Origin of the sequence: Blastopirellula marina DSM 3645 (genome assembly GCF_000153105.1) — a bacterium.
GTDB lineage: Bacteria > Planctomycetota > Planctomycetia > Pirellulales > Pirellulaceae > Blastopirellula > Blastopirellula marina.
Map to the genome: position 1 here is coordinate 696767 of NZ_CH672377.1, position 24314 is coordinate 721080.

The following is a 24314-nucleotide window of genomic DNA, read 5'->3' on the forward strand; positions in this document are numbered from 1 at the left end:
CCCCTTTTTTCGCCGACGCACCGATATCGCAGACCGGGAGCGCTATAATCGAAGTATCGACGACGAAACAGTTTTCGGCAAGCAATCGAACGTAAATCGCCTCTGATGAATTCTCGCAAATCGAACCGCCGCGACTTTTTACGGGGAAAATCGGCCGTTGATGCGCTGCACGACCTGACCTCCGAACCGTTGCCGCCCCCCAAATCGGTAAAACCGGCGGCGCGCCCTGCCGACGAAGTTGCCGAAGCTGGCGCCGACGGCGAAACGCCAGAATCGCCCGCTGAGCAAGACAGTTACCTGGTCGAAGTCAGTCGCGAAGCGATGGCCTGTACGTTCGCGATCTATCTGAACGCCGGCCAACATCGCCTGGGCGCCGAAGCGGCAGTCGCCGCGCTCGATAAAATTGATGACTACGAAGAACAACTGTCGATCTATCGATCGAGCAGCGAAGCTTCGCGATTGAATGCCGCCGCCGATTTTGCGCCAATCCAGATCGAGCGGGGGTTCTTTGACCTGCTGGTTCAAGCTCAACAAATCTACGCCGAGACCGACGGCGCCTTCGACATCACCGCCGGACCGCTCGCCAAAATCTGGGGCTTTTATCAGCGCAAAGGACGCGTGCCTGAAAAAGAGGAACTCGCCGCCGCGCTGGCCAAGGTCGGCAGCCAACATCTGACGCTCAACGCCGAGAACCGAACGGTCTTCTACGAACGGGCGGAGATGGAAATCAATCTCGGCGGCATCGGCAAAGGGTACGCGCTCGACCGCGTGAGCGAATTTCTGCTCGAGCAGGGAGTCGACAACTTCCTGTTCCACGGCGGCACCAGCAGCGTCTTGGCCCGCGGCTCACGTCTGCTGGGCGAGACCGTCGGGTGGCGCGTCGGCGTGCCGCATCCCTATCTGCCGGGCAAGCGAATCGGCGAAGTCGTGCTGCAAGACGAATCGCTTGGAACCTCCGGCGCCGCGCATCAAACCTTCATCGAAGGAGGCCGCAGCTACGGGCACGTTCTCGATCCCCGCACCGGTTGGCCCGCCGAAGGCGTGCTGTCGACAACCATCGTCGCGCCGACCGCGGCGATCTCAGATGCGCTCTCGACCGCATGCTTTGTGATGGGCCCTGAACGAACCGCCGCCTACTGCGAACAGCATCCCGAAGTGGGCGTGCTGTTTGCGATGCAAGGGGCGCGGCGCAATACGTTTGAGCTGCGGTTTTGTGGGGCGATTGAAGAGAAATTTCTGCCGGAGGGCGCATAAGGAAACGTTGGTAACGCTACCCAACAACCGGTAACGCAATTTCCATAATCTCTACCCATCCTTGAGAAAGCCAATCATGATTGTCACCACCGGCAACGAAATCGCCGGCTACCAAATCATCGAGTATCGCGGCGTCATCCGCGGCATTGTCGTGCGGTCGACGGGGATTGCCCGCGGTTTGGTCGGCGGCATCCGCTCGATCGGCGGCGGTAATATTCCAGAGTACGCCGACGTCTGCGAAGAAGCGCGGCGGCATGCCTACGAACTGATGCTGCAACACGCGCGAGAAGCGGGGGCCGATGCGATTATCGGCATGCGTTACGACGCGACCGAATTTATGCAAGGCGCGACGGAAGTGCTTGCTTATGGGACCGCTGTAAAGATTCAACCGGTCCACTTCTAAATCCCATCGCCCACTTTGAGCACGCGTCGCATGAATCCGAAAGTGAATGAGTATCTGCAAAACGCCAAGCTGTGGCCGAAAGAACTGCGGGCCCTGCGAAAAATCATTCTCGCCAGCGAGCTGACTGAGGATTTTAAATGGCGCAGTCCTTGTTACACCTATCAGAAGAGCAACGTGCTGATCATCGGCGAGTTGAAAGCATGCTGCACGCTTGGCTTTCTGAAAGGTTCACTCCTCAAGGATCCGCACGGCGTTTTGACCAAGCCTGGCGAAAATTCACGAGCGGCCCGCATGATGTCGTTCACCGATGTGAGCGAAGTTACGGAAGCGAAATCCATCCTGCAGGCCTATATCCACGAAGCGATTGAAATCGAAAAAGCGGGCCTGAAAGTCGATTTCGACCAGAATCGAGAGATGGATATTCCTGTTGAACTTCAACAGAAGTGGCGAGAAAATCCGTCGTTCAAAACGGCCTTTGACGCATTAACCCCGGGACGACAACGAGGCTATCTCCTCCACTTCACCGCCGCCAAACAATCCCAAACCCGAGAATCGCGGATTGAAAAAGCGACGCCGCGCATTCTCGCCGGCAAAGGGCTCGAGGATTGCATTTGCGGGCTATCGAAAAAAATGCCGCGATGCGACGGCTCGCATAAATCGACTGGTTAAAGGGCTGCTTGCCGTTCATCCAGCTTCAACAACCGCACCCAGTACACGTTAGTCCCACCACCAGGCTTCCGCCGCCATCTTCGGCGGAACAACGCTGCCCTTGAGATCCGCGTCCAGCAGGCCATATTCGTCGAGCTTGAAGTTTTCGTCGGTGATAAACTTCGACGCGTCGACGCGGACTCCGCCGCTGACGCCGGCGATGATATGCCTTTTGTTGATCACTTTGTGGTTCATGATCGTTTCGACTTCTTTAGCGACCAGTAAGCGTTCGGGGCGATAGCGGCCTTCGACGCCAAAATAGGTCTGTCCCCAAGCGCCGCGTGAGGCCAGGGCTTCTTTCTCGATGATCGCAGCGACCAGCGTCAAGTCAAAGACGTTTTGCAGTTCGGCGTAGATCGGGTATTTTTTCGCCAGCGCATCGTAGTGTTTGGTGAAATTGTGGGCGAAGGTTTCGTTGAGCGTGCTGCTTTTGCCGGTATGGACTCGCTCTCCATCTTTGGCCAACAACTCGTTCTCACTCAGCACTTGCACGCCGGGGCCGCGGATTTCAAATATATCGCGTGAGTCGGTGGTCGCCACCACCGAATAATTGAGCGCGAACCACCAACGCAGTACGTCCATCGGCGGCGGAGTTTCGTCAGGGCCAAGCTCAACCATCGAAAGATAGCTGGGAACGCCCAGCGTTCCTTCTTCCAGCCCCATGCCGATCCGCTTCATGTGATAGTCGGCTTCGACCAGGATCCGCGCGACATGCGTGTCGGCGTCGATCCCGTAGACTTCGATCTCTTGCTTGCCGAGCGTTTGCCGCAGATCATCGAGCCATTTGTCGCGTTGTCGCGGGTTGAGACTCTTCTCGCCTGACTTCTTCAAAAAGTCTTGCGTCGCCGCGAGTCGTTCTTGATACGGCGTAATCGAGCAACCGTAGCGTCCCTTGTCGCGCTGCGCGTTTCGCATGACGACGACCAGATCATCCAACCGCAATACGGGGCGCTGCGTCTCGATATTGACGACGCGGCCTTCGGCGTTGGGCGTCCAGTTGCCGGCTGGACCGGCGATCACAATGTCGCCGGTCTCGGGGTAGACCAGGACGTATTTCACTTTGTAGATTCCGGCAAGTCGCACCATTTCTTCATCCAACGGCTCGCCGGCCGCCATCTTCAGATGAACTTCCCGCTCCAAACGATTCAGAGAGATTTTGCGCAGCGGCGAGCTGACCGCGGCGCGGCGGTTGCCGGAGTCGCCGCCAGTCGCTTCACGGATCAGCTCTAAACGTCCCGACCGGTCACGCAGTTGGGCGCGTTGCAGCGTTCCCTTGGAATCGACATAGACGCCGCTTTCAAACGGGGCAACGGCGCCCGGGCCGCCCAGCAGATCCCATGTTTCGGGCTCGATGGTCGTGGTGATCAAATCGATCAATTGATCAAAGTCGGGTTCGACGCCTCCTCCCATCGCACCGGGTCGCGCGGTCAACGGCTTCTCGAGCCCGATCAATGTTTCGGTCCGGTATTGATCGCTGGCGATCGAGCGAGCGCTGGCGATCGCCGCTTGTTTGGCGCCGCCGGCCGCTTGAGCGCGAGCCAATCGAGCGTACATCTGATCGCGTTGCTCGGCGGTCTTCGCCTTTTTGGCGAGATCGATCGCCGGTGGAAACTCGCCGGCGACTAGCAACGCGTCAAAGTCGGCCATCATCGGATCGGGTCCGGCGCCCCAGACAACCGAAGTTTGGCCCCCAGTGACGACCAGCAAAAGCAACAGCGCGAGGGGAAAAAGCCGTGACATGGCGTTTCTCTCAATTCAACGAGGAGCGCGGCGAAGAGTTTAAGCGAAGCGAAACCCAACCAAAAGGGGGCCCACGGTCGACTTCTCCTTATTGTCAACCGTTTGGCGGGCGCGTCAATGAACCAGATCCAGAATCTGCGGCAAGAATGGAGAGCGGCAAGAAATAAAAGAACCGCTTACCAAGCGGTAAGCGGTTCTTTCTCAGTTTCAGACGGGACTACTGGTGTGGGCAATTAGCCACAGCAGGTCGGTTCCGGAGCGCAGCAGGTCGGCTCACAGCAAGACGATTTCTTGCAGTGATTGAACAGACGCTTCAGGAAGCAAGGCTTCTTGCAGCAAGGTTCGCAGCACGACGGCTCAGGAGCGCAGCAAGTCGGTTCCGGAGCACAGCAGGTCGGCTCGGGAGCGCAACAGGTCGGTTCCGGGGCACAGCAGGTCGGCTCGGCGCCGCAGCAGCTCGATTCGCAGCACTTCGGCTTGCAGCACGAAGCAAGTTTCGCACGCAGCTTGCCAAACAAGCCCATGCGGCAGCTACAGGGATCACAAGGATCGCAACAGCTAGGTTCGGGGGCACAACAGGTCGGTTCCGGCGCGCAGCAGGTCGGCTCGCAACCGCAACCGTGGTGGCCAAACAGGCCCGCTTCGGCGTTGGCAGCAACGACAGCAAAGATCGAAGCGACAACCAAAAACGCCGGGAGAACAAGACGGCTCTTCATCTGTGAGAACTCCAAAAGTCTCGACAAAAAAACTAAAACGGCTCTTGCGGCGCCAGCGTCTCCATAGCAAACAAACTATGAGACCCACCAGCTTGCAGAGATTACCTACTCGTTCAGTGACGAACGCTATCTGATGCTATCGTCCTCCCAGGACGCCCAGGTTAACCATGCGACTCTGTTTTCGCGAACGGATTTCTTTTCCCGGTCCGAACGTACCGAACGTCACGATTATCCGATGCAAAATCCCTAAACGGAGCATCTTACGGAGCTGTTACCCCCTCTCAAAAGCCTGTTCTTACTTCTCCTAACCCTGCTTTGCCCAATTTGCGACCTACCCTTTTTAAATGCAGCGCCCTATCCAATGGGCGAAAGGGGCAAAGGGGCAACAAAGGCACAACAGGAGTGCGAAATGTCAATTCAATCCATCAGCAAACCGCTCTATTCTGAGTTGGGGGATGATCCCGACTTGGCGGAAATCGTAGAAATGTTCGTCGACGAGATGCCGGACCGAATCGAATCGATGCTGAATTGCGTCGATAAGAATGACTGGGAAGGTCTCGGTCGAATCGCTCATCAGCTGAAAGGGGCGGCCGGCAGCTATGGATTTGGGCAGATTACGCCGTACGCTGCTCAACTCGAACACGACTGCCGCAGTCAAGCCGGCGACCAGGCGATGATCGCTTCGTGTCGCGAACTCGCCGGAATATGCCGTCGCATTCGTAGCGGCGCTCCTAGCTAGCAGAATGGAAACGTTTGAGAAACGGCGAAGTCGTGCAGGCGGCCGCGCCTGCCGAATCGCCGTTACTCCTGCTTCGCCAGCGCGAATCGTAGCCGGACAATGCGCCCCGGCAGCGTAGCAATCAGGTCGGCGCCGTTTATCGACGCCAGACCGCTGGGCATTTCGCCAAACGACAGACGATCGGTCACTGCGCCGTCCAGTTGCATGAGATGCAGCGTCCCATCGGGGCCGAGCCCGCACCAACCGCGCTGCTGACCAATCGCGAGGGCTATCATCGGCGGCGAAACATTCGGCAACTCGGCCGCCGGCAGGGGATAGCTCCACGTTTGCGCGCCATCTTTGGCCAGCGCGTCAAACTCCAACATTTCAATCTCGGCCAGCGCCAGGGCCAACAGTTCGCCAGACGGCGCGTCATACGCGAGCGACAGCAACGAGCGCCCCGGCAACGCGATCTCACGGCGAATTTGTCCTTGGCGATCGATCACCAGCGCTTTGCTAGATGCGTCCATCAACGCAATCTGTCCGGCGCCGACGCTCGCCAAGTCGCGCAGCTGCAGCATGTCGCGAAAGCTCCAGAGTCGCTTTCCGGTCTCATCGACGCCGTGAGCGCCGACCTCTCCATGAAAGGCGACCACCAACGTCGTCTGCTCGGCGCCGCTGAGAAGTTGGGCGTCGGCAATTCCGGCATGCGGCGCGTCGCTGGTCGGGTAACGAAACAACGGCTCAAGCTGTTCGTCGAGCAGCCAAAGTCGCTGAGCGTTCGCGGCAAAAAGAGCAACCCGCAATCCCTTGTCCGCCGAGGCGACGCGGAGACGATCGACAACGACCTCTTCTCCCAGATCGAGATCATGCCGCGACACGAGCTTGCCATCGCTATCGAGTTCACAAATAGCCGTACCGCCGTCGAGGACAAAAATACGCTCTCTCTCTTCGTGGCGCAGCACGGCGACGGCGCCTGGTTGCTCGACATCGGTCGTTGACCAGACCGTCTCCGCCGCAAAGTGACTCAACGTACGAGCCGGCGCCAAATCAACCGCCGGCAGCGGCAAATCACGATACGGATTTTTGCCTGCCATCGATGCGGTCAACGCCGCTTGATACAGCTTTTGCTCTGCTCTGGCGGCCGTCAGCGTCACCGCTGCGACGTTCTCTCCATCGGCGATGCGACGAGCAATTCCCCACAGGCGTTCGGCCAGATCCGGCGTAGCGCCCGCTTCCATAAACTGCACGCGGCCTTTTGCATCCAACAGAACGACCGTCGGTGCGCCTGGGATGCGGAACTGCTGTTGTCCCACCGCTTGCCCATCGCGATAGACGGCGAAATTGGCGCCCCATTGCTCGAGCCGCCGTTGCACTTGCTCGGCGGTCGTTTCACGCGGGTCGACCGAAATCAGTTTTACATCCACCCCGGTCGAAGCGTCCGCCGCAAAGCGGGTCAGTTGTTCCGCCATCAGGCGACTGGACGGGTGATCGTTGATCCACGCCAACAGGGTTGGCTGGCCCAGAAATTCGGTCGACGCGATCTCGCCGCCGGAGAGTCGCTCTAGCGTGAACTCCGGCGGCGTCTCGCCCAGCAGCGGACTGGTCGACGCTTGCGACGGACGCACGAAATAAGTGACCTGCTTGTCGTCTCCACGGATATTGAAGAGAAATTCATTCTCGTGAATCGGGTCGCCGATCGATGCGTCGATAAAATCGGCTACTAGCGAGATCTTGGCGTGAGGATCGCTCTCTTTCAACGCCGAGAGCATCGGCTCTTGCGGATATTCGATCCGACGCAGCAAAAAGTTGTCTGCGTCCACAAACATCGTCAGCGGACCATTGGGCGTTTGATAAATCAGCCGATGACAACGGCGACCATTGATATTGTCATCGACCCCCAGCACGTAGTGAGTCGCTTCTTGCGTAAAGTCAGGCTTTTCTTGGGCCAACAACATCTCCAGCGTTGGCGGAGGCCCCACGATGCCGCCCACCAAAATCTCGGACAAAATCGGGTCGCTTTGCTGCGGATCGAGATAGAGGACCGCCGCGTCAATCTGCTCCGGCGCCGGGCGAACCAACGCCTGATGATCCATTTCTTCGGTCGCTTCGTCAAAAATTTTGGCGATCAACCGTTTTCCGTCACAGGCGATCATCACCTGGTAGGCGTCAATCCGCAAATAATTGGGACGCTTCCATTTGACGGAGAATGCAACGTCATCGATGGTCGTTTCTCCGGCCAGCGTTCGACTCAGCCGCAACTTCCCATGATCGAGGTAAGAATCGGCCTGAGCATAAGCGGCGGCCATCCCCTCTAATAGTTCGAGCGGCGTTTTAGGGTCGTCAACGACCGCATCCGCCGGTTGACTGGGGGTGTCGGCGGCTGATTTTCCAGCTGAACCAGTCGATTTTTCGCACCCAACCGCTGGGCACAGGCCAAGGACCAAGAGAACGATCCAAACTCGCATGACGACATCCCTTCCGACAAACTGCGACTCGCAGAAAAGGCCCATTATCATCGATTTGGCGTCTCGGCGTAAACCTCGACTCGTTGACCCCCAGCGACAATCCCTTCTAAGATTGCAGGAATCATTTCGCTGTCACATTGTGCGTAGTTGACCATGCAGATCTCATTATCGTTCGGCGAAAGCCAAAAATTCGAGCTGGAACTGAAAGATGACAAGGTCGTCGCCCTCTGTGATGGGGCCGGTTCGACGCTGTCATCGGTCGGGGAAGCAGTCGACGCGGCGCTGACCAATCCTCCGCAGTTCCCCGCACTTGCCGACGCCACCGTGCCGGGCGACCTCATCGCTTTCGCGATTGGCCGTCATATTCCGGCGGTGGACGAAATCATCGCCGCGATTTTGCAAGTCGTCGCGCGGCCGGAGATGGCGGATCGCCGCATGGCTATCGTTCTGCCGCACGACGCCGCCAAAGATCTGGAAGCGGCCGTTCAGCAAATGATCGGCGAGCGCAACGATGTCACGGTCGAGCGTCATGACCCCGATGACCGCAACAAGCTGGCGTTCATCGGCGCGACCAAAGAGAATCGCCCGATCATGATCAACCGTTCGCTTAGCGACGCGGACATGGTGGTTCCGGTCGGATTGGCTCGTCTCGATTCGTCGCTCGACTACTTCGGCCCCTACGAAGCGGTCTTCCCCACGTTCACCGACCGCGAAACGATGCAACGTCTTTCGGCGCCGGCCTTCGTCGAACAACCGGTTTTACGCAAACGTCGCGCCGGCGAAGCGACCGAAGTGGGCCATATCCTCGGCGTGCTGTTTGGACTTCAGGTCGAAGCGAATGGCCCCGAGTCGATCAGCGCGATTCGCGCCGGCGCCATCGACCAGCTTTCGACGCAGATCCAAGCCGAACTCGCCAAAACGTGGCGCTATCAACCTTCCAAACGCGCCGCGTTGGCGGTGGTCGCAATCAGCGGCGGCCACTACCAGCAAACCTGGGCCAACTTCGCCCGGGCGCTTGCCGTCGCTTCGGCGGCGGCCGACGACAACGCGGCGATCATGATCTGCTGCGAGTTATCGACCCATCCCTCGGCGACCATGTTGCAATTGGCCGAGCACGACGATCTGGATGATCAGCGCCGCCGAATCCGTCGCGAGCGCACCACTGACGCCGTCGCCGCATTGCAATTGGCGACCACGCTCGACCGCAACAAGATCTACCTCTTGAGCAACTTGCCCGAAGCGATTGTCGACGAACTGAACATGGCGCCGGTCGCCAATCTCGAGGAAGCTCGCAAGGTGTGCGAATACTACGACTCGTGCACGTTCATCGCGCATGGGCAACTGGCCGAAGTCGCGGTCGAAGGGGAAGAGATTTCGAGTGATATCGATTGGGATCAATACGCACTATGAGTTCGTCTGAAGTTCGTTCGGCTGCCGATCCTTTGGAAAAGCCGCTCTGCTTTAATCTACCCCGTCGGACGCGTCTGCAAATGTCGGGCGCCGACCGGGTAAAGTTCCTGCACAATCTGTCGACCGCCGAGATCAAAAAGCTGCCGCCGGGGCAAGGCTGCGAAACGTTCATTCCGACCCTGCAGGGGAGGATCCTGGGACACTTCTTCGCACTGCCGACGGACAATTCGATCCTCCTCACCGGCGTGTCCAATCAAGCTGAGACGCTCCTCCCCCATTTTCAAAAGTACGCGGTGATTGAAGATGTCGAAGTCGTCGATCGTACGGCGGACACGAGCGAATACCTGCTCGTTGGTCCGCATGCGGCGACATGGATCGAGCAGACGTGGGGGATTGCGCCGCCGGAAACCAACTTGCAGATCGTCGCCGACGACGACGTGACGATCTATCGCACGCCTTATGTCGGGCATTCGGCCTGGGGAGTGATCGCCAGCGGCGAGAACCAAGCCGCACCGGCGGACGCATTGGCCGCGTTGCCGCAAGGGACCGAGGAAGCGCTCAGCGCACTGCGTATTGAAGCTGGTTTTCCGTATTTTGGTCGCGATATCACCAGCGAGAATCTCGCCCAAGAAGCGGACCGCGACGCCGCGGCGATCAGCTTCACCAAGGGATGTTACTTGGGACAAGAGACGATCGCGCGTATCGATGCGCTGGGACATGTAAACCGTCGCTTGCTCGGCGTGAAGTTCGCCGCAAAGCCAAGCGACGAAGCGACCTTTGAAATCGACGGCAAGTCGGCGCTAAACGTCACGTCGATCGCTTTCTCGCAGGATCAAGATCAATGGATCGGCCTGGCGATGGTGCGCCGCGGTTTTGATAAGCCGGGGCAAACGTGGGAGACTTCCAACGGACCGGTCGAAATCACAGCACTCCCCTTCTCTTCAAAGAAATAACGCAACCTCAAAACTTGCGTTGCGGGCTACGAAGAGATAGATGGCTACGCCTTTGGGGCGACGACGTTGGGAGCGGCGGCGACTTCGATGTTCATCTGTTGTTGTCGCCACCAGGCTAAGAATTCTCCGGCGACTTCCGTCCCGGCCGGGATCACGCTGATGCAGTCGACCTCGCCCTCTTCGATCGATTCGGCAAGCGTGCTCAGGCGCCATTCCATTTTGATGATCAGTTCGGCCTGATCGACATCGCTCAGCGGCGTAGAGACCAACGAGGTCGATTGCTCGTTACGCTCGCGACGCATGCGGATCAAGCGATTGTGATCGGCCTTGATAAGTTCGCCGTCGATATATCCACGGCGGAACTGACCGGCGTCGTTGAATTGGTAGACCGGGTCTGGCCCAAAATAGAGACTCAGCGCGCCACTCGTGCGAAAACCGATCGTCACCGATTCGACTTCCTGCGGCGCGTTGTAGGCCCCGCGGCGGACCAGAGCGGTCGCTTCCTGCATAAGATCTTCACGGTCTTCTTCGCTGTGAGCCATTCTCTCAGTATAGAGATTCTAGCGAGCAATTCGACCCGATTTATTTTAGCCAGTCGCGAACATCGAACCTGATTTCGGCTCTCTCTTCGCTCAGGATCGAGCGGAGTTCGTCGCGAGCGGCGAAAAAGGCGTTAATCACCGCCGGATCCCATTGTTGGCCGGCGCCATCGCGAAAGATCGCATCGACCTTTTCTTCCGGCATTCCCTTGCGATAGGGACGATCGCTCGACATCGCGTCATAAGCGTCCGCGACGGCGGTAATTCTTGCGAGCAAGGGAGTATCATCCGCCTTCAGCTTATGCGGATATCCTTTTCCGTCCCATTGCTCGTGATGATGCAACACGACCGGCAAGACTTTTTCAATCTGCTTCAAGCCCTTGAGGATGTTGTACCCTAGTTCCGGATGAAGCTTGATGTGCTCGTACTCGGCGTCGGTCAAGCGGCCCGGCTTGCGTAACACGCTATCATCGATTCCGATCTTGCCGACATCGTGCAGCAGACCCGCCATGTAGAGCAAATTAAGCGAGTCGGTATCTTGTCCCATTTGCCGCGCCAAGCAAACCGACAGCCGGGCGACGCGATCGCTATGACCGCAAGTATAGGGATCTTTCGCATCAATCGCGGACGTCAACGCTTGCACCACGCTGGTGACAAATTCGGACTGTTGACGATAAAGCTCGATATTTCCGCTATGAATGCCTAGGATCGCGCCGACGCTGCTGAGCAAGCTCGCTTCGACGGTGCCGAAACCTTTGTTCTCGCAGTGATTGAAGGCCATGATCCAACCGAAGATGTTATCCCCTTCGGCGAGCGGCACCACGATCAGTTGACGCACTTTTGGGAACGGCCATTCTTCGCGAGCCGTGATCCGTTGATTCGCGACAAACGGCGCTCCCTTCTCGCCCAAATTTAGATGTTGGACCAAACGGGAAAGTTCTTCCGACTGAAGCGGACAAACGCCGACGTTCAGCGTCTTCGTTTCGTTCCGCCCCTTCGACGAAACGTCGTCGTCGCGGGTCGGCAAAAATTGGATCGCCAGCCCTTCGCACGGCAGCACTTCTAACAACCAGTTCAGGGCCAGATCCCCCAACTGCTCGTCACTGCTGGAGATTCGCAAGTTTTGCGTCAGGCCATAGAGCAAGCTGATTTCTTCGTAGGTCGAAGATAGGCTATCCGAGATCTTGTCGATCTCGTTCGACAGACGTCGCGCCTCATCATCCACGCTTAGTTTCGACAACTGTAAGCGGGCGATCCGCTCTAGGCTTTGCGTCGTCCAGCGATTTTGTTCTCCTTTCCATTGACCAGCGCGATCAGGGGTCGTTCCCAAGAGTCGCGCCAGCGCTTCGACGTCATCGTCGCACTCAAATTGTTCGCCGGTCAGAAAGGGGCTCGTTGCGACAATCGTAGCGCTATCCATCGCGAGCGGCATCGCCAGGATGCAAGCTCCGGCTTGTTCGGCGACAATTTCCGGTTTTTTCTTGACTGCGACAGCGCGCACAATCGGCGAGAGGTAGTTCTCATCGCCGGAAGGCTGCATCTCGGCAGCACGCATCATTTCCCCGGTTTCGCCATCCCAATAGGAAAAGTCGACGCCAAACCAAGTTTGCAGTTCTCGGTTTACTAGCTCGAGACGATGCAAATTTGCATGTCGTTCTAGCGGTTTAGTTGGCAGCGCTGGTGCGCCTGGCAGGGTGGACATAGTCAAACCCGGGACTCGGACTGTACTTACGGATCAATTCCCATACGCAAGGGCAATTTTCCTGCTGAAACATAGGTTGGGCAAAAGGTAACTGCAATTTCTGATTTCTCATTCGCGCTCAAATTAGTACGATCCGCAGATAATCATGGATGCGACGATGGAGATGGTTCGAGAAACGCTACCCTCCAGAGAGCCGGAATCAGCGGAAATACCGTCACAACCCGCTGTTGGGGTGGGCCAATTAGACGACTCACGGCGAATAGTCTAGTTGCAAGGGGGGATTTCTGAGAATCCGCAGTACGGATCACCGAATTCCGGCATGTTGACCCAATACGGAGGTCTACCTACCCCCGATGAACATGCCTAGAATGCTGGGGCTGGAGAAAACCGATGATGAATTCGCTAGAAGTCGCACTTCATCAGATCCAGGCCGTCCGCCGTTATTCCACGGATCTGATCGAGTCGATCGATCACGCCGATTGGTATCGAATGACCGATGAAGGGATTTCGCATATCGCCTGGCAAGTCGGGCATTTAGCGATGGCCCAATATCGGTTGGCGTTGCGGCGCGTGCGCGGTCCGGCGGAAGGAGACGACGAACTCATTTCCGCCGACTTCTTGCGCGTTTTCGGCAAAGGATCGACTCCCGTCCCACAGCCGGAAGTTTATCCCTGCCCGGACGAAATATTGTCGGTTTTTCATCACGTTCATCGCCGGGTTATGGAAGAGCTGCCGCAGTTCCCCATTTCCCGCTTGTCCGACCCCCCTGAAGAACCTCACCCCCTGTTCCACACAAAACTCGACAGCCTCCTTTGGTGTGGCCAGCATGAAATGCTGCACGCCGGGCAAATTGGGCTTATTCGCCGCCTTCTGGGAGCGGACTACCGCTGGTAATGATTCAAAACACGCTAATCCATCGAGCACGAAATCTGGCCGTTGATACCACTCGGGCACAAACGCCGTTGCCGCTGCTGATAACCGGCGTCGCAGGCGTCCCCGGCTATAACGCGCTCCCCTACTTCACCGAAAAATACCCCGACCAAGTTGTCGGGGTTCGTCAGGTCAACAATTGGCGCATGCTCGGCGACAACATTGTCGCCTGCGATGTCGAAGACGTTGACGGCATGAAGCGTCTGTTCGACAAGTATCAATTTCGCGCAGTGCTCAACTGCGGCGGCTGTTGCGCCCTCAAATCGTGCGAGCTCGACCCGTCGATGGCTTGGCGAATCAATTTTGAAAGCGTTCGCAATCTGCTGACCGTGTTAGAAGGAAGCGACACGCGGCTCGTTCAGCTTTCGATCGACCTGGTTTATTCCGACAAGCTGGGCGGCGGCTATCTCGAGCATGAACCGACCGATCCGGTCACCATCTACGGCAAAACGATGGCCGCGGCGGAGAATCTCATTCAACTAGAGCGCCCCGAGTCAGCGGTCCTACGAATTTCGCTGCCGATGGGAGTCAGCTTCAACGGGCACGCCGGTGCGATCGATTGGATTCAATCGCGTTTCATGAAGAACAAACCGGCGACGCTCTACTACGACGAGATTCGCACCCCCACCTACACCGATTGCATGAATCGCGTAATCGACGACGTATTGGGGCGTGATTTGGCGGGCATCTTCCATGCCGGCGGTCCGCGTCGTTTGAGCCTGTATCAAATCGCCCAAATCATCAATCGCGTCGGCGACTATAACCCGCACAATTTAATGGGTTGTATGCGAGTCGAAGCGGGTCCCATTCCTCCGCGGGCCGGCGATGTCACCATGGACTCGACCAAGCTGGCCGATCAGTTGGGATACGAACCGTTCGATCCATGGCCGCTGGAAGAATGCTGGATGCCGACGCACGCCGATTGGCATCACGAGCGACCGGCGGACGAAGAGCGGGGCCCCCATCGGATTCAAGAGTTGCTTTGCCGCAACCCACGCTTTTTCGACTGAGCGCCATCGCCCCTGCGGCAGTTCTCGATTGCCCAAACAGCGGGTTTCTGATAGCAACTAGCCTGACCTTCCTCGTTCGGTTCAGGTTTCCACCATGTCTAAGTCGATCCCCGCCAAAATCTCACAGCGGCTGGCCGCTTGCGGCTGGATCGAACCGATTGCGCTAAGAGCGGCCGAAGAACGTCTGAGCGAGACGCCTGCAGCGCTCCGCGAGATGGACATCGTCTGGATCGACGCCCTACAAAGATTGGGACTGCTGACGCCGACGCAAGCCGAATTTTTCTACGCCGGCCGCGAATCGCAACTCACATGCGGCCTTTATCTGATTTCTCGCAAGCGCCTCTCGCTGGACGGGATCGATTGGTACGAAGCGACCAGCGAAGGCCAGTCAGGCTATTTGCTAGCAGTCGGCAAGCAACCGCTGCAAGAGCGGCCGCTCTCGCCGATCGCCGGTTATCGAGGTCGAATCGTCGACACCGGACAAAATGGAGACTCTCACTGGGCGGCGGCGATTCTTCCCGCTGGCAAAACCTTGGCCGAGTTGCTGACCCGCTACGGTCGCATGCCGTCGACGGTCGTGATCGCGATCCTGCGGCAACTGGTTCATCAACTGCTGTCGCTCGAAACCGCCGGACGGATGCATGGGCGCGTCTCGCCGGAGACGGTCTTGCTGAGTGCCGACGGAATCACCAGTGCTCCGCTGCCGGGCGTTTGTTGGCCATCCGCTAGCCCGCTGCGGAAGTCGAGTGACATGAAACAACTGGCGCAATTGATGCGGCAACTGTTGTGTGGAATTCCGCATGGCGCGCCGCCGCGCGTCCCCTTTAACTCGTTGACCGCCGATCCGCTGTTGTGCGAACTTCAGACGCGTCAGAACAGACCCGAAGTTCGGCTGGCCGATTGGTTCGCCTTGTTGGGGCCGTCCGATCAGGCCGACGCGCGGCTGCTGCAAAACTATCTTGGCGACCCGCCGCTGGTGTTGCCGTCGCTGCATGTTCATCTTCGCGAGGAAGCGAACCGCCGCCGCAAACGGAATATGCTGGTCGCATCCAGCGCCGCCGCGTTACTTGCCGTCGGGGCGGCGTGCTGGCCATCGCCTAGCGTCACTTCGCCAGAACTGCCGATCCGCTCTCCTGCTCCGCTCACAGCGGTCACTGCGAAGCCGCTCGTCCCCGAAGTTCTCGCCAAGCCTTCCCGCGAGATCCACCTGGCGTCGATCGAAATGCCTACAGCGGCTCTCCGCCGCGTTGTTCTGCCCAGCAGGCTAACGGTAAGCCAGTTTCCTCAAGCAATTTCCGCGGAAGCGACGATCTCGGCCGCAGAAAACGCGCGGACGATCCTGGAGATCGACGCGGCGCCATTACGACTAACGACCGAAAAGTTGACGCTGGAGCGAATTGATTTTGTCGCGAGCGGATCGACCGCCGCCGGCAGAGCCGCGCTGCTAGAAGTCGCCGCGTCCTCGATCACGCTGCGCGACTGCACGTTTCGTTGGCAAGGCGCAGCGGCGGCGGAATCGATCGCACTAGCATGGCGCCCTGTGGAAAGAACGTCGGCTGGATTGCAGTCGCTGCCGGAAGCGAAGCTAGACAACTGCCGATTCGACCAGTTACTGGTCGGAGTCGACGTGTCGGCGATCGGCGATGCGGCGATCCACTTGCACCGGTGTCACTACGAAGGAGTCGGAGGGCTGGTCCGCACCCAAGCGGGACCATCACCGCTCCGTTTTCACTTTCAAGGTTCGCAGCTAACGACCACCGGCGGAATGCTGTGGCATCATTTTCAAGCGGATCGCGACCTCCCCTTCTCGGCCAACGTACGGATCGCCGACTCGCAGATATCACCCGGCGATAACGGCGCCGCGGTCGCGATCATTGGAACAAAAGGACAGCCATACGCTCCGGCCGTTCGCTTTGACTTACGTAAGCTGACTATTGCCGATGACGCGCCGCTGGCGACATTCTTTGACAGCGAGCAGTTTCAACCGCTGCCAAAGAACGCATTCGCACACTAATCCGCTTCCGCCGCGCGCTGCGAAGATCGGAAGCATCTAGCTGAACGTTTCATTCTCGGGATCAAACAGCACGGCGCCGGGCAACTTTTCGAGCGATTCGATTAGCAGCGCGAAATCGTGAAAATGCTCCATCTCCGGATCATCACTCGCCATCACGATAATCCGCTGCGAGCAGTTGGCGATTCTTTCCTGGTCTTCCCGAAACTCTGCGAACGACTGGGCGATTTCCGCCGACTCTTGCCGGACGATGTCGCCGCTCTCATAAACGACCGCAATCGCCCAATCTTCCCACTGCAATTCGAGAAAGCGAGCGCCCTCTGGCGACGATGAAATCAGCATGCCGATCTCGGGCTCCGCTTCGCAGTCGGCGCACAAATGTGCTTCGAGCCGCTCGAGATCCCATGGATCGGCCGCGGTGAGCAAAATCATTTGGCCGTAGGACATGGTGAATTCTCCTCGCAGCGGAAATTGATGATTCCCATTGTTTCGTCGTCCACTACAAAAAAACACCCTCTGGTGGAGAGGGTGTTTTCAGCAATTATCAATCAACGGTATCGCGTTACGTCAGCGTCCAACCATCCGGAATCTGGGCGCCCTTTTCAACGCACGGAATTCCTTCGACCACGGTGACGCCTACGTCGTATTCTTTGTCTTCGATCCCGTGATCGTTGACGATGCGGACATTCTTGCCGATGTTGCAATTCTTGTCGATGATCGCTCCTTGGATGACCGATCCGCTGCCGATGCCCAGCGGCGGGCGCTTGCAACTACGGTGATCGGCCAGTTCCCCTTCGGTCTCAAAATAATCAGAGCCCATCAGGACCGAATCTTTGATCGTGACGTTCTCGCCGATCAAGCTGCGCAAACCGACGACGCTGTTGTCGATCACGCAACCGGCGCCGATGCGGCAACCGTCGGCGATCTGGCTTCGTTTGATGGTCACCTCGGACATCAAGGTCGGCGGCAGGAAGCGAGCACGCGAGTAAATCGGTTCATCCTCGTCCGAGAAGCTGAACGGCGGATTGGGATTGGCCAGCGAAAGGTTCGCTTCGTAGAAGGCGCGAATCGTGCCGATGTCTTCCCAGTAGTCGTCAAACGCATGCAATTGGACGTGGCGCGAACGAATCGCCGCCGGGAAGATCTCGCGGCCGAAATCTTCGTAGTCGGTCTTTTCCAACACGTCGACCAGCGTATCGCGATTGAACAAGTAAATGCCCATGCTGGCCAAGCAGTCGCGGCCTTGGCTCTTTACGCCGAGCGCCTCCAGCTTGTCTGGGGCCATGCGGACCAGGTTCAAATCTTCTTCGGTTTGCGGCTTCTCGACAAAGCCGACCACGCGTCCCGAATCATCCAAACGCATGATGCCGAGCGAACCGGCGTCTTCGCGCGTCACCGGGATGCCGGCGATCGTCACGTCGGCGCCGCTTTTGATGTGGGTTTCCAGCATCTTGCGGTAGTCCATCCGATAGAGTTGATCCCCCGCGAGAATCAAAACGTAGTCGGTGCCGTATTGCTGAATGTATTTCAGGTTCTTACGAACCGCGTCGGCGGTACCTTGGTACCAATCGGTCGATTCGTTGCCGGTTTGCTGAGCGGCCAACAGCTCGACAAATCCGCCGCGGAAATTGTCAAAGCGGTAGGTTTGCCGAATATGACGATGCAAACTGACCGAGAGAAACTGCGTCAACACATAGATGCGGTTCAGATCGCTGTTGATGCAGTTCGACAGGGGAATATCGATCAGGCGATATTTTCCGGCGAGCGGCACCGCCGGTTTGGATCGGTACTTGGTCAACGGATAGAGCCGAGTGCCGCGACCGCCGCCCAGTACCAGAGAGATGACATTACGCATAATTTCGACCGAGATTCCTCAAAGAAGTTTGTCCGTGGGCGGGTCTTTTCCACCCTAGCATATCAGTCTCGTCGCCGCTCTGGCAAGCGTCGCAGGCGGCGGTCAAAGAGAAGTTCTGATGAGGAACGAGCTAGCTCGACGGTTTTACATCAAAGCCGCGACGACGTTGCTCGCTATAGCGCTGCAACGCTTCTTCAATCACCGGAATCGCCATCTCGGTGGGTTGCATTTCGTCGACTTCGACCGTTTTGCCTTCTAATTGTTTGTAATCTTGGAAGAAACGCCGCAACATGTTGCGGCGATGGCTCGGCAGATCGACCGCTTCGCGATACGACGAATACTCGGGGTCGTTCACGGCGACCGCAATGATCTTATGATCCAGCTTGCCGCTGTCGATCATCGTCATCAGGCCCACGACCCGGGCTTCAATCAACGTCAACGGATAAACCGGTTCTTGGCAAAGAACCAGCACGTCCAACGGATCGTCATCATCGGCGAGGGTTTGCGGAATAAATCCATAATTGGCCGGGTAATGCACGGCCGAGTAAAGAATGCGATCCATCCGTAACAAACCGGTTTGTTTGTCGAGCTCGTACTTGAGACTACATCCGGTAGGGATCTCAATGACTGCGCAAAATTCAGTCGGCATGCGATGGCCGGGGCTGACGTCGTGCCAAGAGTGCGTCATCGTTCGTCCTAATTGTCAATTAAAAGAGAAGAAATGGGCGGGGTCTGTTTGACCGCCGATGGCGGCGTTCGAGTTCGCTTATTTGACGACAAAATTGACCAAGCGGCCAGGGACCACAATGGCTTTTACAATCTGTTTTCCGACGATTAGCGTTTGGATGCGTTCGTCAGCCAATGCGGCTTTCTCCAAATCGGCCTTAGAAATATCGGCCGCGACGACGATTTTGCTACGAATTTTTCCCAATATCTGCACTGGGATTTCAATTTCGTCATCCTTCGTAAACTTTTCATCAAATTGGGGCCAAGGATGATAAGCGAGCGTCTCGCTTTCGCCCAACACGGCCCACAATTCTTCGGCGATATGCGGTGCATAGGCCGAAAGCATCAACACCAGTGATTTCATCGCAGACTTGGGACGCACTTCTTCTTTGGTGAAGAAATTGGTGAATTCCATCATCCGTGCGATCGGCGTATTGAACTCCAACCTCGACAGATCCCGCGTCACCGCTTCGATCGTCCGGTGGATCACTTTGTTTTGCTCCGCCGTCGGTTCAATCTCCTGAACTGCCGCCAACAGCGTCGTCGTCTCGGCGAAGTCGTCCACGATCAAGCGCCAGACGCGATCCAAAAAGTTCCGGACGCCGCTCACCCCGGCCATGCTCCACGGCTTGGTCGCTTCCAGCGGCCCCATGAACATCTCGTAAAGTCGCAGGCTGTCGGCGCCATATTCTTTCACCACGATGTCGGGATTCACGACGTTGCCGCGACTCTTCGACATTTTCATTGCGCGGGCGTCGATCTTCACGCTGGCGTCGGCCTTCAGGACGAAGGAATCCCCCTGCTTCTCGACTGCGTCGGCTTCCAACTTGACGGCCGCAACCGGCTCGCTCGTCTTCGGGTCGATCCGCTCTCCAGCGGCGTCGGTTTTGGTTTTATTGTGCGAAACCCAGCGACCAGCGGCGGTTTGATAACCGGTATATTCCAGCTCGCCCAGAATCATTCCCTGATTGACGAGCTTCTGGAACGGCTCGGCCGTGCCGACCACGCCGCGGTCAAACAGCACTTTGTGCCAAAACCGCGCGTACAGCAGATGGAGCACGGCATGCTCGGCGCCGCCGATGTACAAGTCGACCGGCATCCAAGCTTTTTCTTTTTCGCGATCGATCAAAACCTGATCATTGGTCGGATCAATAAATCGCAGGTAATACCAGCACGAACCTGCCCATTGCGGCATCGTGTTGGTTTCGCGTTTGTACTTCACGCCGTCGATGATGGGATACAGCCAATCGTGCGACGCTTTTTCGAGCGGCGGCTCAGGACGGCCCAGCGGCTTGAAGTCCTCAAGATGCGGCAAGTTGACCGGCAATTGATCAACCGGAACCGGTAAGATCTTGCCGTTGGGCACTCCGTCGGCGTCCAACTCTTTGAGAATCGGAAACGGCTCGCCCCAAAAACGCTGCCGGCTGAAGAGCCAATCGCGCAGCTTGTAATTGACCGCAGTTCGTCCCAGCCCGGCAGTCGTCAAATCTTCGGCGATCTTGCCTTTGAACTCGGAAGTCGGGGTACCGTCGTATTTGCCTGAGTTGATCGCGACGCCGTCAACGGTCGAGCAAACTTTGCCTGCCAAAACTTCGGCTCGCTCGACGTCTTTGGATTCACCAGGATCGACGACGGCGATCACGGGAATATCGAACGTTTGCGCGAATTCAAAGTCGCGCTCGTCATGCGCCGGAACGGCCATGATCGCGCCAGTGCCGTAACTGATCAGCACGTAGTCGGCGATCCAGATCGGCGTTTTTTCGTCGTTGACCGGATTGATCGCGTACGAACCGCTGAAGACGCCGGTCTTCTCTTTGGCCAGTTCGGTTCGCTCCAGGTCGCTCTTGCTGGCCGCTTTGTCGCAGTAAGCTTTGACGGCGGCCGATTGCTCGCTGGTCGTCAGCGCATCAACCAACGGATGCTCAGGCGCAATCACCATATAGGTCGCGCCAAACAGCGTATCGGGACGCGTTGTGTAGACGCGCAAGACATTGTCGCTCGGTTTACGGGGGAAACCGCCGGCGGCGCGCGACGTTTTCCAGTCGGCCAGCTTGTCGGCGGCGCCGATATAAAAGTCGACTTCGGCGCCGGTGCTGCGGCCGATCCAGTTGCGCTGGCGAGCTTTGATCCCTTCCGACCAATCGAGCCCCTCCAGATCGCTCTCCAGGCGATCGGCGTAGTCGGTGATCCGCATCATCCACTGCTTCAGCGGAATTCGCTGCACCGGGTGACCGCCGCGTTCGCTTTTGCCGTCGATCACTTCTTCATTGGCCAGAACCGTTCCCAAGGCGGGACACCAGTTGACCGGGGCTTCGTTCAGATAGGCCAGGCGATGCTCGTCTTGATACTCACGAACCGCTTCGGCGCCTGCGGCGGAGATCTCGGCCGGAATCGGCAACTCGGCGATCGGACGCCCTCTCTGCTGCTCGCGGTCGTACCAGGTATCGTAAACCTGCAGAAATATCCACTGCGTCCAGCGAACGTACTCGATATCGGTGGTCGCGATCTGACGTTCCCAGTCGTAGCTAAAGCCGAGCATCTTCAGCTGACGGGTAAAATTGGCGATATTTTTTTCAGTCTGCACTCGCGGGGGGGTCCCCGTTTTGATTGCGTGCTCTTCGGCCGGCAAACCAAACGCATCAAAACCCATCGGATGCAAAACCGATTTGCCTTGCATGCGGGCATAGCGGCAGACGATATCGGTCGCCGTATATCCTTCAGGGTGACCGACATGCAGACCATCCCCGCTGGGATAGGGGAACATGTCCAGCACGTACATCTTTTCGCCGGAGGGCATTTCTGGCGTCGCGAAAGTTCGCTTTTCTTCCCAGAATTGCTGCCATTTGGGTTCGATTTCGGCGGGATTGTAGCGCGGCATCTGTCTATCGTGGTTTTTGGGAAGCGTCAGCGTGGCAGTTTGTACGTAAGCCGTTATCTTTGTTCGGCTTTCGCCAACCGCCAAGAAAGCCGTGATTCTAATTCTTTGCCCGATTTATCGCAATCGACGGCCGCGGATCGGCAAAATCGGTAGGGGCCGAAAATTGGGCGAAATCTTCTTGTCGATCGGCGTTTTCATTCCAGAATTGTTGGACGATGCGTAGGCTGATGGCCGGGTCGTTGTTAAACTTCTTCATATCTTGTAAATCATGTCGCTGGGCCTGTGCGACGTTCGATTTCGCCTCTCATTGTATAAACTCGGAAGGCAATCCTTCATGCTCGATGGACGTAGAAATTTAAGGCTGGTCGACACCGATCGCGACGCCATGCGCATAGCGGGCAAGTTTAACGCCCAATTGATGGATTTCATCCGTCCTCATGTTCAAGCCGGAATCACCACCGGAGAAATCGATCGTCTGATCCACGAATACACGCTGGATCATGGACACGTCCCTGCTTGTTTGGGTTATCACGGATTTCCCAAAAGCTCGTGCACCAGCGTCAACGAAGTAATCTGCCACGGCATCCCCGGCAGTTATGAGTTGAAGGATGGCGATATCGTCAACGTCGACATCACGTCGATCGTCGACGGTTGGCACGGCGATCAGTCAGAAACGATCTTGATCGGCGAAGTCTCGGACGAAGCTCGCAGCGTTACGCAGTGCGCCTTCGATGCGATGCACGCCGCGATCGCCGCGATCACGCCGGAGTGCTGTGTCGCAATCATCGGCCGCGCCGTCGTCGCCGAAGCGAAGAAGCACGGCTACGGCGTCGTGGAAGAATACGTCGGCCACGCGCTGGGCCGTCGGTTCCATCAAGAGCCATCGATTCCGCATGTTCCGACCCGCGCCACGCACAACGTGTTCCTGATGCCAGGCGTCTGCTTCACGATCGAACCGATGATCAACCTCGGCACGCACGAGACGGTCCTCGATCGCCGCGACGGTTGGACGGTTCGGACCAAAGACAACAAGCTGAGCGCCCAGTTCGAGCACACGATCCTGATGACCGAAACTGGTCCCGAGATCCTGACGCTGACGCAGAATGGCCCGCAAATCGGACATCAGTTCTAAGCATCTGACAACCAGCATGCAGAAAAACAAGAAAGCCGCCTGCAAATCGCTGGCGGCTTTTTTGTTGGTTCACTTCTCCCCCCTCGCTTGCCGATGGAAACAAGAGTTAGGCGAAGCGTCATTCTCATTTTGCTAGCACGGAGAACAAGGATGTTCTGCTGCGAGTGCGGGTCGAAGGCCCAAGGCAAGTTTTGCTCCCATTGTGGTCATCCTTTGCAAGCGGACGCGTCCGCGCCGCTGACGGAAGACTGGGAACACGATGTCCGCTACGAGGCGATCGTCAACGTCGCCGCCGTGCGTGACGTCATCGCGAGCCATGCGCAGCACGCGAAAAAAGGAATGTCGGCCGAGACATTTCTGTCGATCTGCGACAAAGTGATCGACTCCCCCATTTCTTATGCGGGCCTGGCCGAAGTCGTTCAACCGATGTGGGCCAAAGTTGGTGTTCGAACCGGCAAAGAACGAGCCGAAGAAATCGCCGCGCCCATCGGTCGCGTCATTGCACGCGCTGTTTGCAGCTTAGCGAAACATGGCCAGCCGATTCTAAACGTCCAACAAGGAGACGGCGGTTGTTTGCTAACGGCCGAGTTCCCCTCGTCGATGTTGGCGATGAAGGGAGACCTCAGGATCTCCGTGGTCCGCATGGAACAAGGTGCTTTCGTCGGCGCCGAGACCGACATCTCTGGTCAGATGTTTGACTGGGGAAAAAGCACGAATGCGTTGGCGCAACTCTTCGCCGATTTGCACAGCGAGATGGGACTGCCGGCAAGCGAGCAAAAGCGAATCGCGGCGTAGCTTGCTACGACGCTTGGCATAAACCCAATTTTGCAGCAAAATTGGGACCTGATCCCCTTTTATGCCAACTCACGCTGTCTGGAACCTCGACTGAATAGCGCTGCCGCAATGATTGCGAGCAGCGCGAGAGGAACTGTCAGCAATGCGACGAAAAAGTAGATCGATGTCGTAGCATAAAAGTTGTGGAATTGAACGTCATTTCGATCATAAGGAACTCGGCCTGAAAGGGGCGCATCCCAGCGGATCGTTACCTCTGTTCCCTGCATGCTGATAACGCCAGAACCAAAACCAATGATCAAGCCAGCGCCGATGGCGACAAATATCAGCGCAAAGATGATCCAGACGTAAATAGCGGCGGTCTTCATG

Annotated in this window: 21 protein-coding genes; 11 read left to right on the forward strand and 10 right to left on the reverse strand. The window is 57.4% G+C overall.

The window, feature by feature from the left end:
- Positions 1-105 precede the first annotated feature (105 nt).
- From DSM3645_RS21920 to DSM3645_RS21930, 3 genes are all read left to right on the forward strand, one after another.
- A complete protein-coding gene (locus tag DSM3645_RS21920) occupies positions 106-1254 on the forward strand; it encodes an FAD:protein FMN transferase (RefSeq protein WP_002654773.1) in 1149 nt (382 codons plus the stop codon).
- Positions 1255-1330: 76 nt separating this feature from the next.
- On the forward strand, positions 1331-1657 hold the full coding sequence (locus DSM3645_RS21925; RefSeq protein WP_002654774.1) for a YbjQ family protein: 327 nt from the start codon (positions 1331-1333) through the stop codon (positions 1655-1657).
- Positions 1658-1687: 30 nt separating this feature from the next.
- Complete coding sequence (locus DSM3645_RS21930; RefSeq protein WP_002654775.1) at positions 1688-2326, forward strand: DUF1801 domain-containing protein; 639 nt, start codon at positions 1688-1690, stop codon at positions 2324-2326.
- Positions 2327-2374: 48 nt separating this feature from the next.
- Here the strand turns inward: DSM3645_RS21930 and DSM3645_RS28820 are convergent, their stop codons facing one another.
- Both DSM3645_RS28820 and DSM3645_RS31465 read right to left on the reverse strand, forming a co-directional pair.
- On the reverse strand, positions 2375-4105 hold the full coding sequence (locus tag DSM3645_RS28820; RefSeq protein ID WP_002654776.1) for a DUF1598 domain-containing protein: 1731 nt from the start codon (positions 4103-4105) through the stop codon (positions 2375-2377).
- 233 nt (positions 4106-4338) lie between these two features.
- A complete protein-coding gene (locus DSM3645_RS31465; protein ID WP_131282790.1) occupies positions 4339-4821 on the reverse strand; it encodes a keratin-like protein in 483 nt (160 codons plus the stop codon).
- A gap of 409 nt (positions 4822-5230) precedes the next feature.
- Between DSM3645_RS31465 and DSM3645_RS21940 the strand changes: the two genes are divergently transcribed.
- Positions 5231-5560: an Hpt domain-containing protein gene (locus DSM3645_RS21940; RefSeq protein WP_040352919.1), complete on the forward strand. Its 330-nt coding sequence runs from the start codon at positions 5231-5233 to the stop codon at positions 5558-5560.
- Positions 5561-5622: 62 nt separating this feature from the next.
- Here DSM3645_RS21940 and DSM3645_RS21945 read toward each other — a convergent pair whose 3' ends face one another.
- Positions 5623-8007 (reverse strand): redoxin domain-containing protein, encoded by a 2385-nt coding sequence (locus tag DSM3645_RS21945; RefSeq protein WP_002654781.1) that lies wholly within the window; start codon positions 8005-8007, stop codon positions 5623-5625.
- Between the two features lie 153 nt (positions 8008-8160).
- Here DSM3645_RS21945 and DSM3645_RS21950 point away from each other — a divergent pair, with 153 nt between their 5' ends.
- Both DSM3645_RS21950 and ygfZ read left to right on the forward strand, forming a co-directional pair.
- Positions 8161-9417, forward strand: coding sequence for a lactate racemase domain-containing protein (locus DSM3645_RS21950; RefSeq protein ID WP_002654783.1), 1257 nt, complete (start codon positions 8161-8163; stop codon positions 9415-9417).
- The gene (ygfZ, locus tag DSM3645_RS21955; RefSeq protein WP_002654784.1) at positions 9414-10370 is read left to right on the forward strand and encodes a CAF17-like 4Fe-4S cluster assembly/insertion protein YgfZ; all 957 of its coding nucleotides are present in this window, start codon (positions 9414-9416) and stop codon (positions 10368-10370) included. The genes DSM3645_RS21950 and ygfZ overlap by 4 nt, the downstream gene beginning before the upstream one ends.
- A 44-nt stretch (positions 10371-10414) precedes the next feature.
- On the opposite strand, the gene DSM3645_RS28825 is transcribed toward ygfZ, so the two are convergent.
- Positions 10415-10912, reverse strand: a complete 498-nt coding sequence (locus DSM3645_RS28825) for a hypothetical protein (RefSeq protein ID WP_002654785.1) — start codon at positions 10910-10912, stop codon at positions 10415-10417.
- A gap of 40 nt (positions 10913-10952) precedes the next feature.
- Positions 10953-12611 (reverse strand): HD-GYP domain-containing protein, encoded by a 1659-nt coding sequence (locus tag DSM3645_RS21965; RefSeq protein WP_116344550.1) that lies wholly within the window; start codon positions 12609-12611, stop codon positions 10953-10955.
- Positions 12612-13001: 390 nt separating this feature from the next.
- On the opposite strand from DSM3645_RS21965, the gene DSM3645_RS21970 reads away from it, so the two are divergent.
- The 3 genes from DSM3645_RS21970 to DSM3645_RS21980 all read left to right on the forward strand — a co-directional run bounded on the left by DSM3645_RS21970 (position 13002) and on the right by DSM3645_RS21980 (position 16565).
- Positions 13002-13505, forward strand: coding sequence for a DinB family protein (locus DSM3645_RS21970; protein ID WP_002654787.1), 504 nt, complete (start codon positions 13002-13004; stop codon positions 13503-13505).
- Positions 13505-14551: an SDR family oxidoreductase gene (locus DSM3645_RS21975; RefSeq protein WP_002654788.1), complete on the forward strand. Its 1047-nt coding sequence runs from the start codon at positions 13505-13507 to the stop codon at positions 14549-14551. The genes DSM3645_RS21970 and DSM3645_RS21975 overlap by 1 nt, the downstream gene beginning before the upstream one ends.
- A 94-nt stretch (positions 14552-14645) precedes the next feature.
- Positions 14646-16565 carry a hypothetical protein gene (locus tag DSM3645_RS21980; protein ID WP_002654789.1) on the forward strand — a complete coding sequence of 640 codons (1920 nt, stop codon included), beginning with the start codon at positions 14646-14648 and terminating at the stop codon, positions 16563-16565.
- A gap of 36 nt (positions 16566-16601) precedes the next feature.
- Here DSM3645_RS21980 and DSM3645_RS28830 read toward each other — a convergent pair whose 3' ends face one another.
- From DSM3645_RS28830 to leuS, 4 genes are all read right to left on the reverse strand, one after another.
- Complete coding sequence (locus tag DSM3645_RS28830) at positions 16602-17009, reverse strand: hypothetical protein (RefSeq protein ID WP_002654790.1); 408 nt, start codon at positions 17007-17009, stop codon at positions 16602-16604.
- A 115-nt stretch (positions 17010-17124) separates the two neighbouring features.
- Positions 17125-18417 (reverse strand): glucose-1-phosphate adenylyltransferase, encoded by a 1293-nt coding sequence (locus DSM3645_RS21985; RefSeq protein WP_002654791.1) that lies wholly within the window; start codon positions 18415-18417, stop codon positions 17125-17127.
- Positions 18418-18547: 130 nt separating this feature from the next.
- A complete protein-coding gene (locus DSM3645_RS21990) occupies positions 18548-19105 on the reverse strand; it encodes an inorganic diphosphatase (protein WP_002654792.1) in 558 nt (185 codons plus the stop codon).
- Positions 19106-19183: 78 nt separating this feature from the next.
- Positions 19184-22021 (reverse strand): leucine--tRNA ligase, encoded by a 2838-nt coding sequence (gene leuS / locus DSM3645_RS21995; RefSeq protein WP_002654793.1) that lies wholly within the window; start codon positions 22019-22021, stop codon positions 19184-19186.
- A gap of 334 nt (positions 22022-22355) precedes the next feature.
- Between leuS and map the strand changes: the two genes are divergently transcribed.
- Both map and DSM3645_RS22005 read left to right on the forward strand, forming a co-directional pair.
- A complete protein-coding gene (gene map / locus DSM3645_RS22000) occupies positions 22356-23153 on the forward strand; it encodes a type I methionyl aminopeptidase (RefSeq protein WP_002654795.1) in 798 nt (265 codons plus the stop codon).
- A gap of 150 nt (positions 23154-23303) precedes the next feature.
- Complete coding sequence (locus tag DSM3645_RS22005) at positions 23304-23948, forward strand: zinc ribbon domain-containing protein (RefSeq protein ID WP_002654796.1); 645 nt, start codon at positions 23304-23306, stop codon at positions 23946-23948.
- Between the two features lie 59 nt (positions 23949-24007).
- Here DSM3645_RS22005 and DSM3645_RS22010 read toward each other — a convergent pair whose 3' ends face one another.
- A complete protein-coding gene (locus tag DSM3645_RS22010; RefSeq protein WP_002654797.1) occupies positions 24008-24313 on the reverse strand; it encodes a hypothetical protein in 306 nt (101 codons plus the stop codon).
- Between the last annotated feature and the right edge of the window lies 1 nt (position 24314).

Bases quoted from the DNA above. Each gene is read 5' to 3' on its own strand.
- DSM3645_RS21920 (WP_002654773.1), top strand. From the start codon at position 106: ATGAATTCTCGCAAATCGAACCGCCGCGACTTTTTACGGGGAAAATCG.
- DSM3645_RS21925 (WP_002654774.1), top strand. From the start codon at position 1,331: ATGATTGTCACCACCGGCAACGAAATCGCCGGCTACCAAATCATCGAG.
- DSM3645_RS21930 (WP_002654775.1), top strand. From the start codon at position 1,688: ATGAATCCGAAAGTGAATGAGTATCTGCAAAACGCCAAGCTGTGGCCG.
- DSM3645_RS28820 (WP_002654776.1), bottom strand. From the start codon at position 4,105: ATGTCACGGCTTTTTCCCCTCGCGCTGTTGCTTTTGCTGGTCGTCACT.
- DSM3645_RS31465 (WP_131282790.1), bottom strand. From the start codon at position 4,821: ATGAAGAGCCGTCTTGTTCTCCCGGCGTTTTTGGTTGTCGCTTCGATC.
- DSM3645_RS21940 (WP_040352919.1), top strand. From the start codon at position 5,231: ATGTCAATTCAATCCATCAGCAAACCGCTCTATTCTGAGTTGGGGGAT.
- DSM3645_RS21945 (WP_002654781.1), bottom strand. From the start codon at position 8,007: ATGCGAGTTTGGATCGTTCTCTTGGTCCTTGGCCTGTGCCCAGCGGTT.
- DSM3645_RS21950 (WP_002654783.1), top strand. From the start codon at position 8,161: ATGCAGATCTCATTATCGTTCGGCGAAAGCCAAAAATTCGAGCTGGAA.
- ygfZ (WP_002654784.1), top strand. From the start codon at position 9,414: ATGAGTTCGTCTGAAGTTCGTTCGGCTGCCGATCCTTTGGAAAAGCCG.
- DSM3645_RS28825 (WP_002654785.1), bottom strand. From the start codon at position 10,912: ATGGCTCACAGCGAAGAAGACCGTGAAGATCTTATGCAGGAAGCGACC.
- DSM3645_RS21965 (WP_116344550.1), bottom strand. From the start codon at position 12,611: ATGTCCACCCTGCCAGGCGCACCAGCGCTGCCAACTAAACCGCTAGAA.
- DSM3645_RS21970 (WP_002654787.1), top strand. From the start codon at position 13,002: ATGATGAATTCGCTAGAAGTCGCACTTCATCAGATCCAGGCCGTCCGC.
- DSM3645_RS21975 (WP_002654788.1), top strand. From the start codon at position 13,505: ATGATTCAAAACACGCTAATCCATCGAGCACGAAATCTGGCCGTTGAT.
- DSM3645_RS21980 (WP_002654789.1), top strand. From the start codon at position 14,646: ATGTCTAAGTCGATCCCCGCCAAAATCTCACAGCGGCTGGCCGCTTGC.
- DSM3645_RS28830 (WP_002654790.1), bottom strand. From the start codon at position 17,009: ATGTCCTACGGCCAAATGATTTTGCTCACCGCGGCCGATCCATGGGAT.
- DSM3645_RS21985 (WP_002654791.1), bottom strand. From the start codon at position 18,417: ATGCGTAATGTCATCTCTCTGGTACTGGGCGGCGGTCGCGGCACTCGG.
- DSM3645_RS21990 (WP_002654792.1), bottom strand. From the start codon at position 19,105: ATGACGCACTCTTGGCACGACGTCAGCCCCGGCCATCGCATGCCGACT.
- leuS (WP_002654793.1), bottom strand. From the start codon at position 22,021: ATGCCGCGCTACAATCCCGCCGAAATCGAACCCAAATGGCAGCAATTC.
- map (WP_002654795.1), top strand. From the start codon at position 22,356: ATGCTCGATGGACGTAGAAATTTAAGGCTGGTCGACACCGATCGCGAC.
- DSM3645_RS22005 (WP_002654796.1), top strand. From the start codon at position 23,304: ATGTTCTGCTGCGAGTGCGGGTCGAAGGCCCAAGGCAAGTTTTGCTCC.
- DSM3645_RS22010 (WP_002654797.1), bottom strand. From the start codon at position 24,313: ATGAAGACCGCCGCTATTTACGTCTGGATCATCTTTGCGCTGATATTT.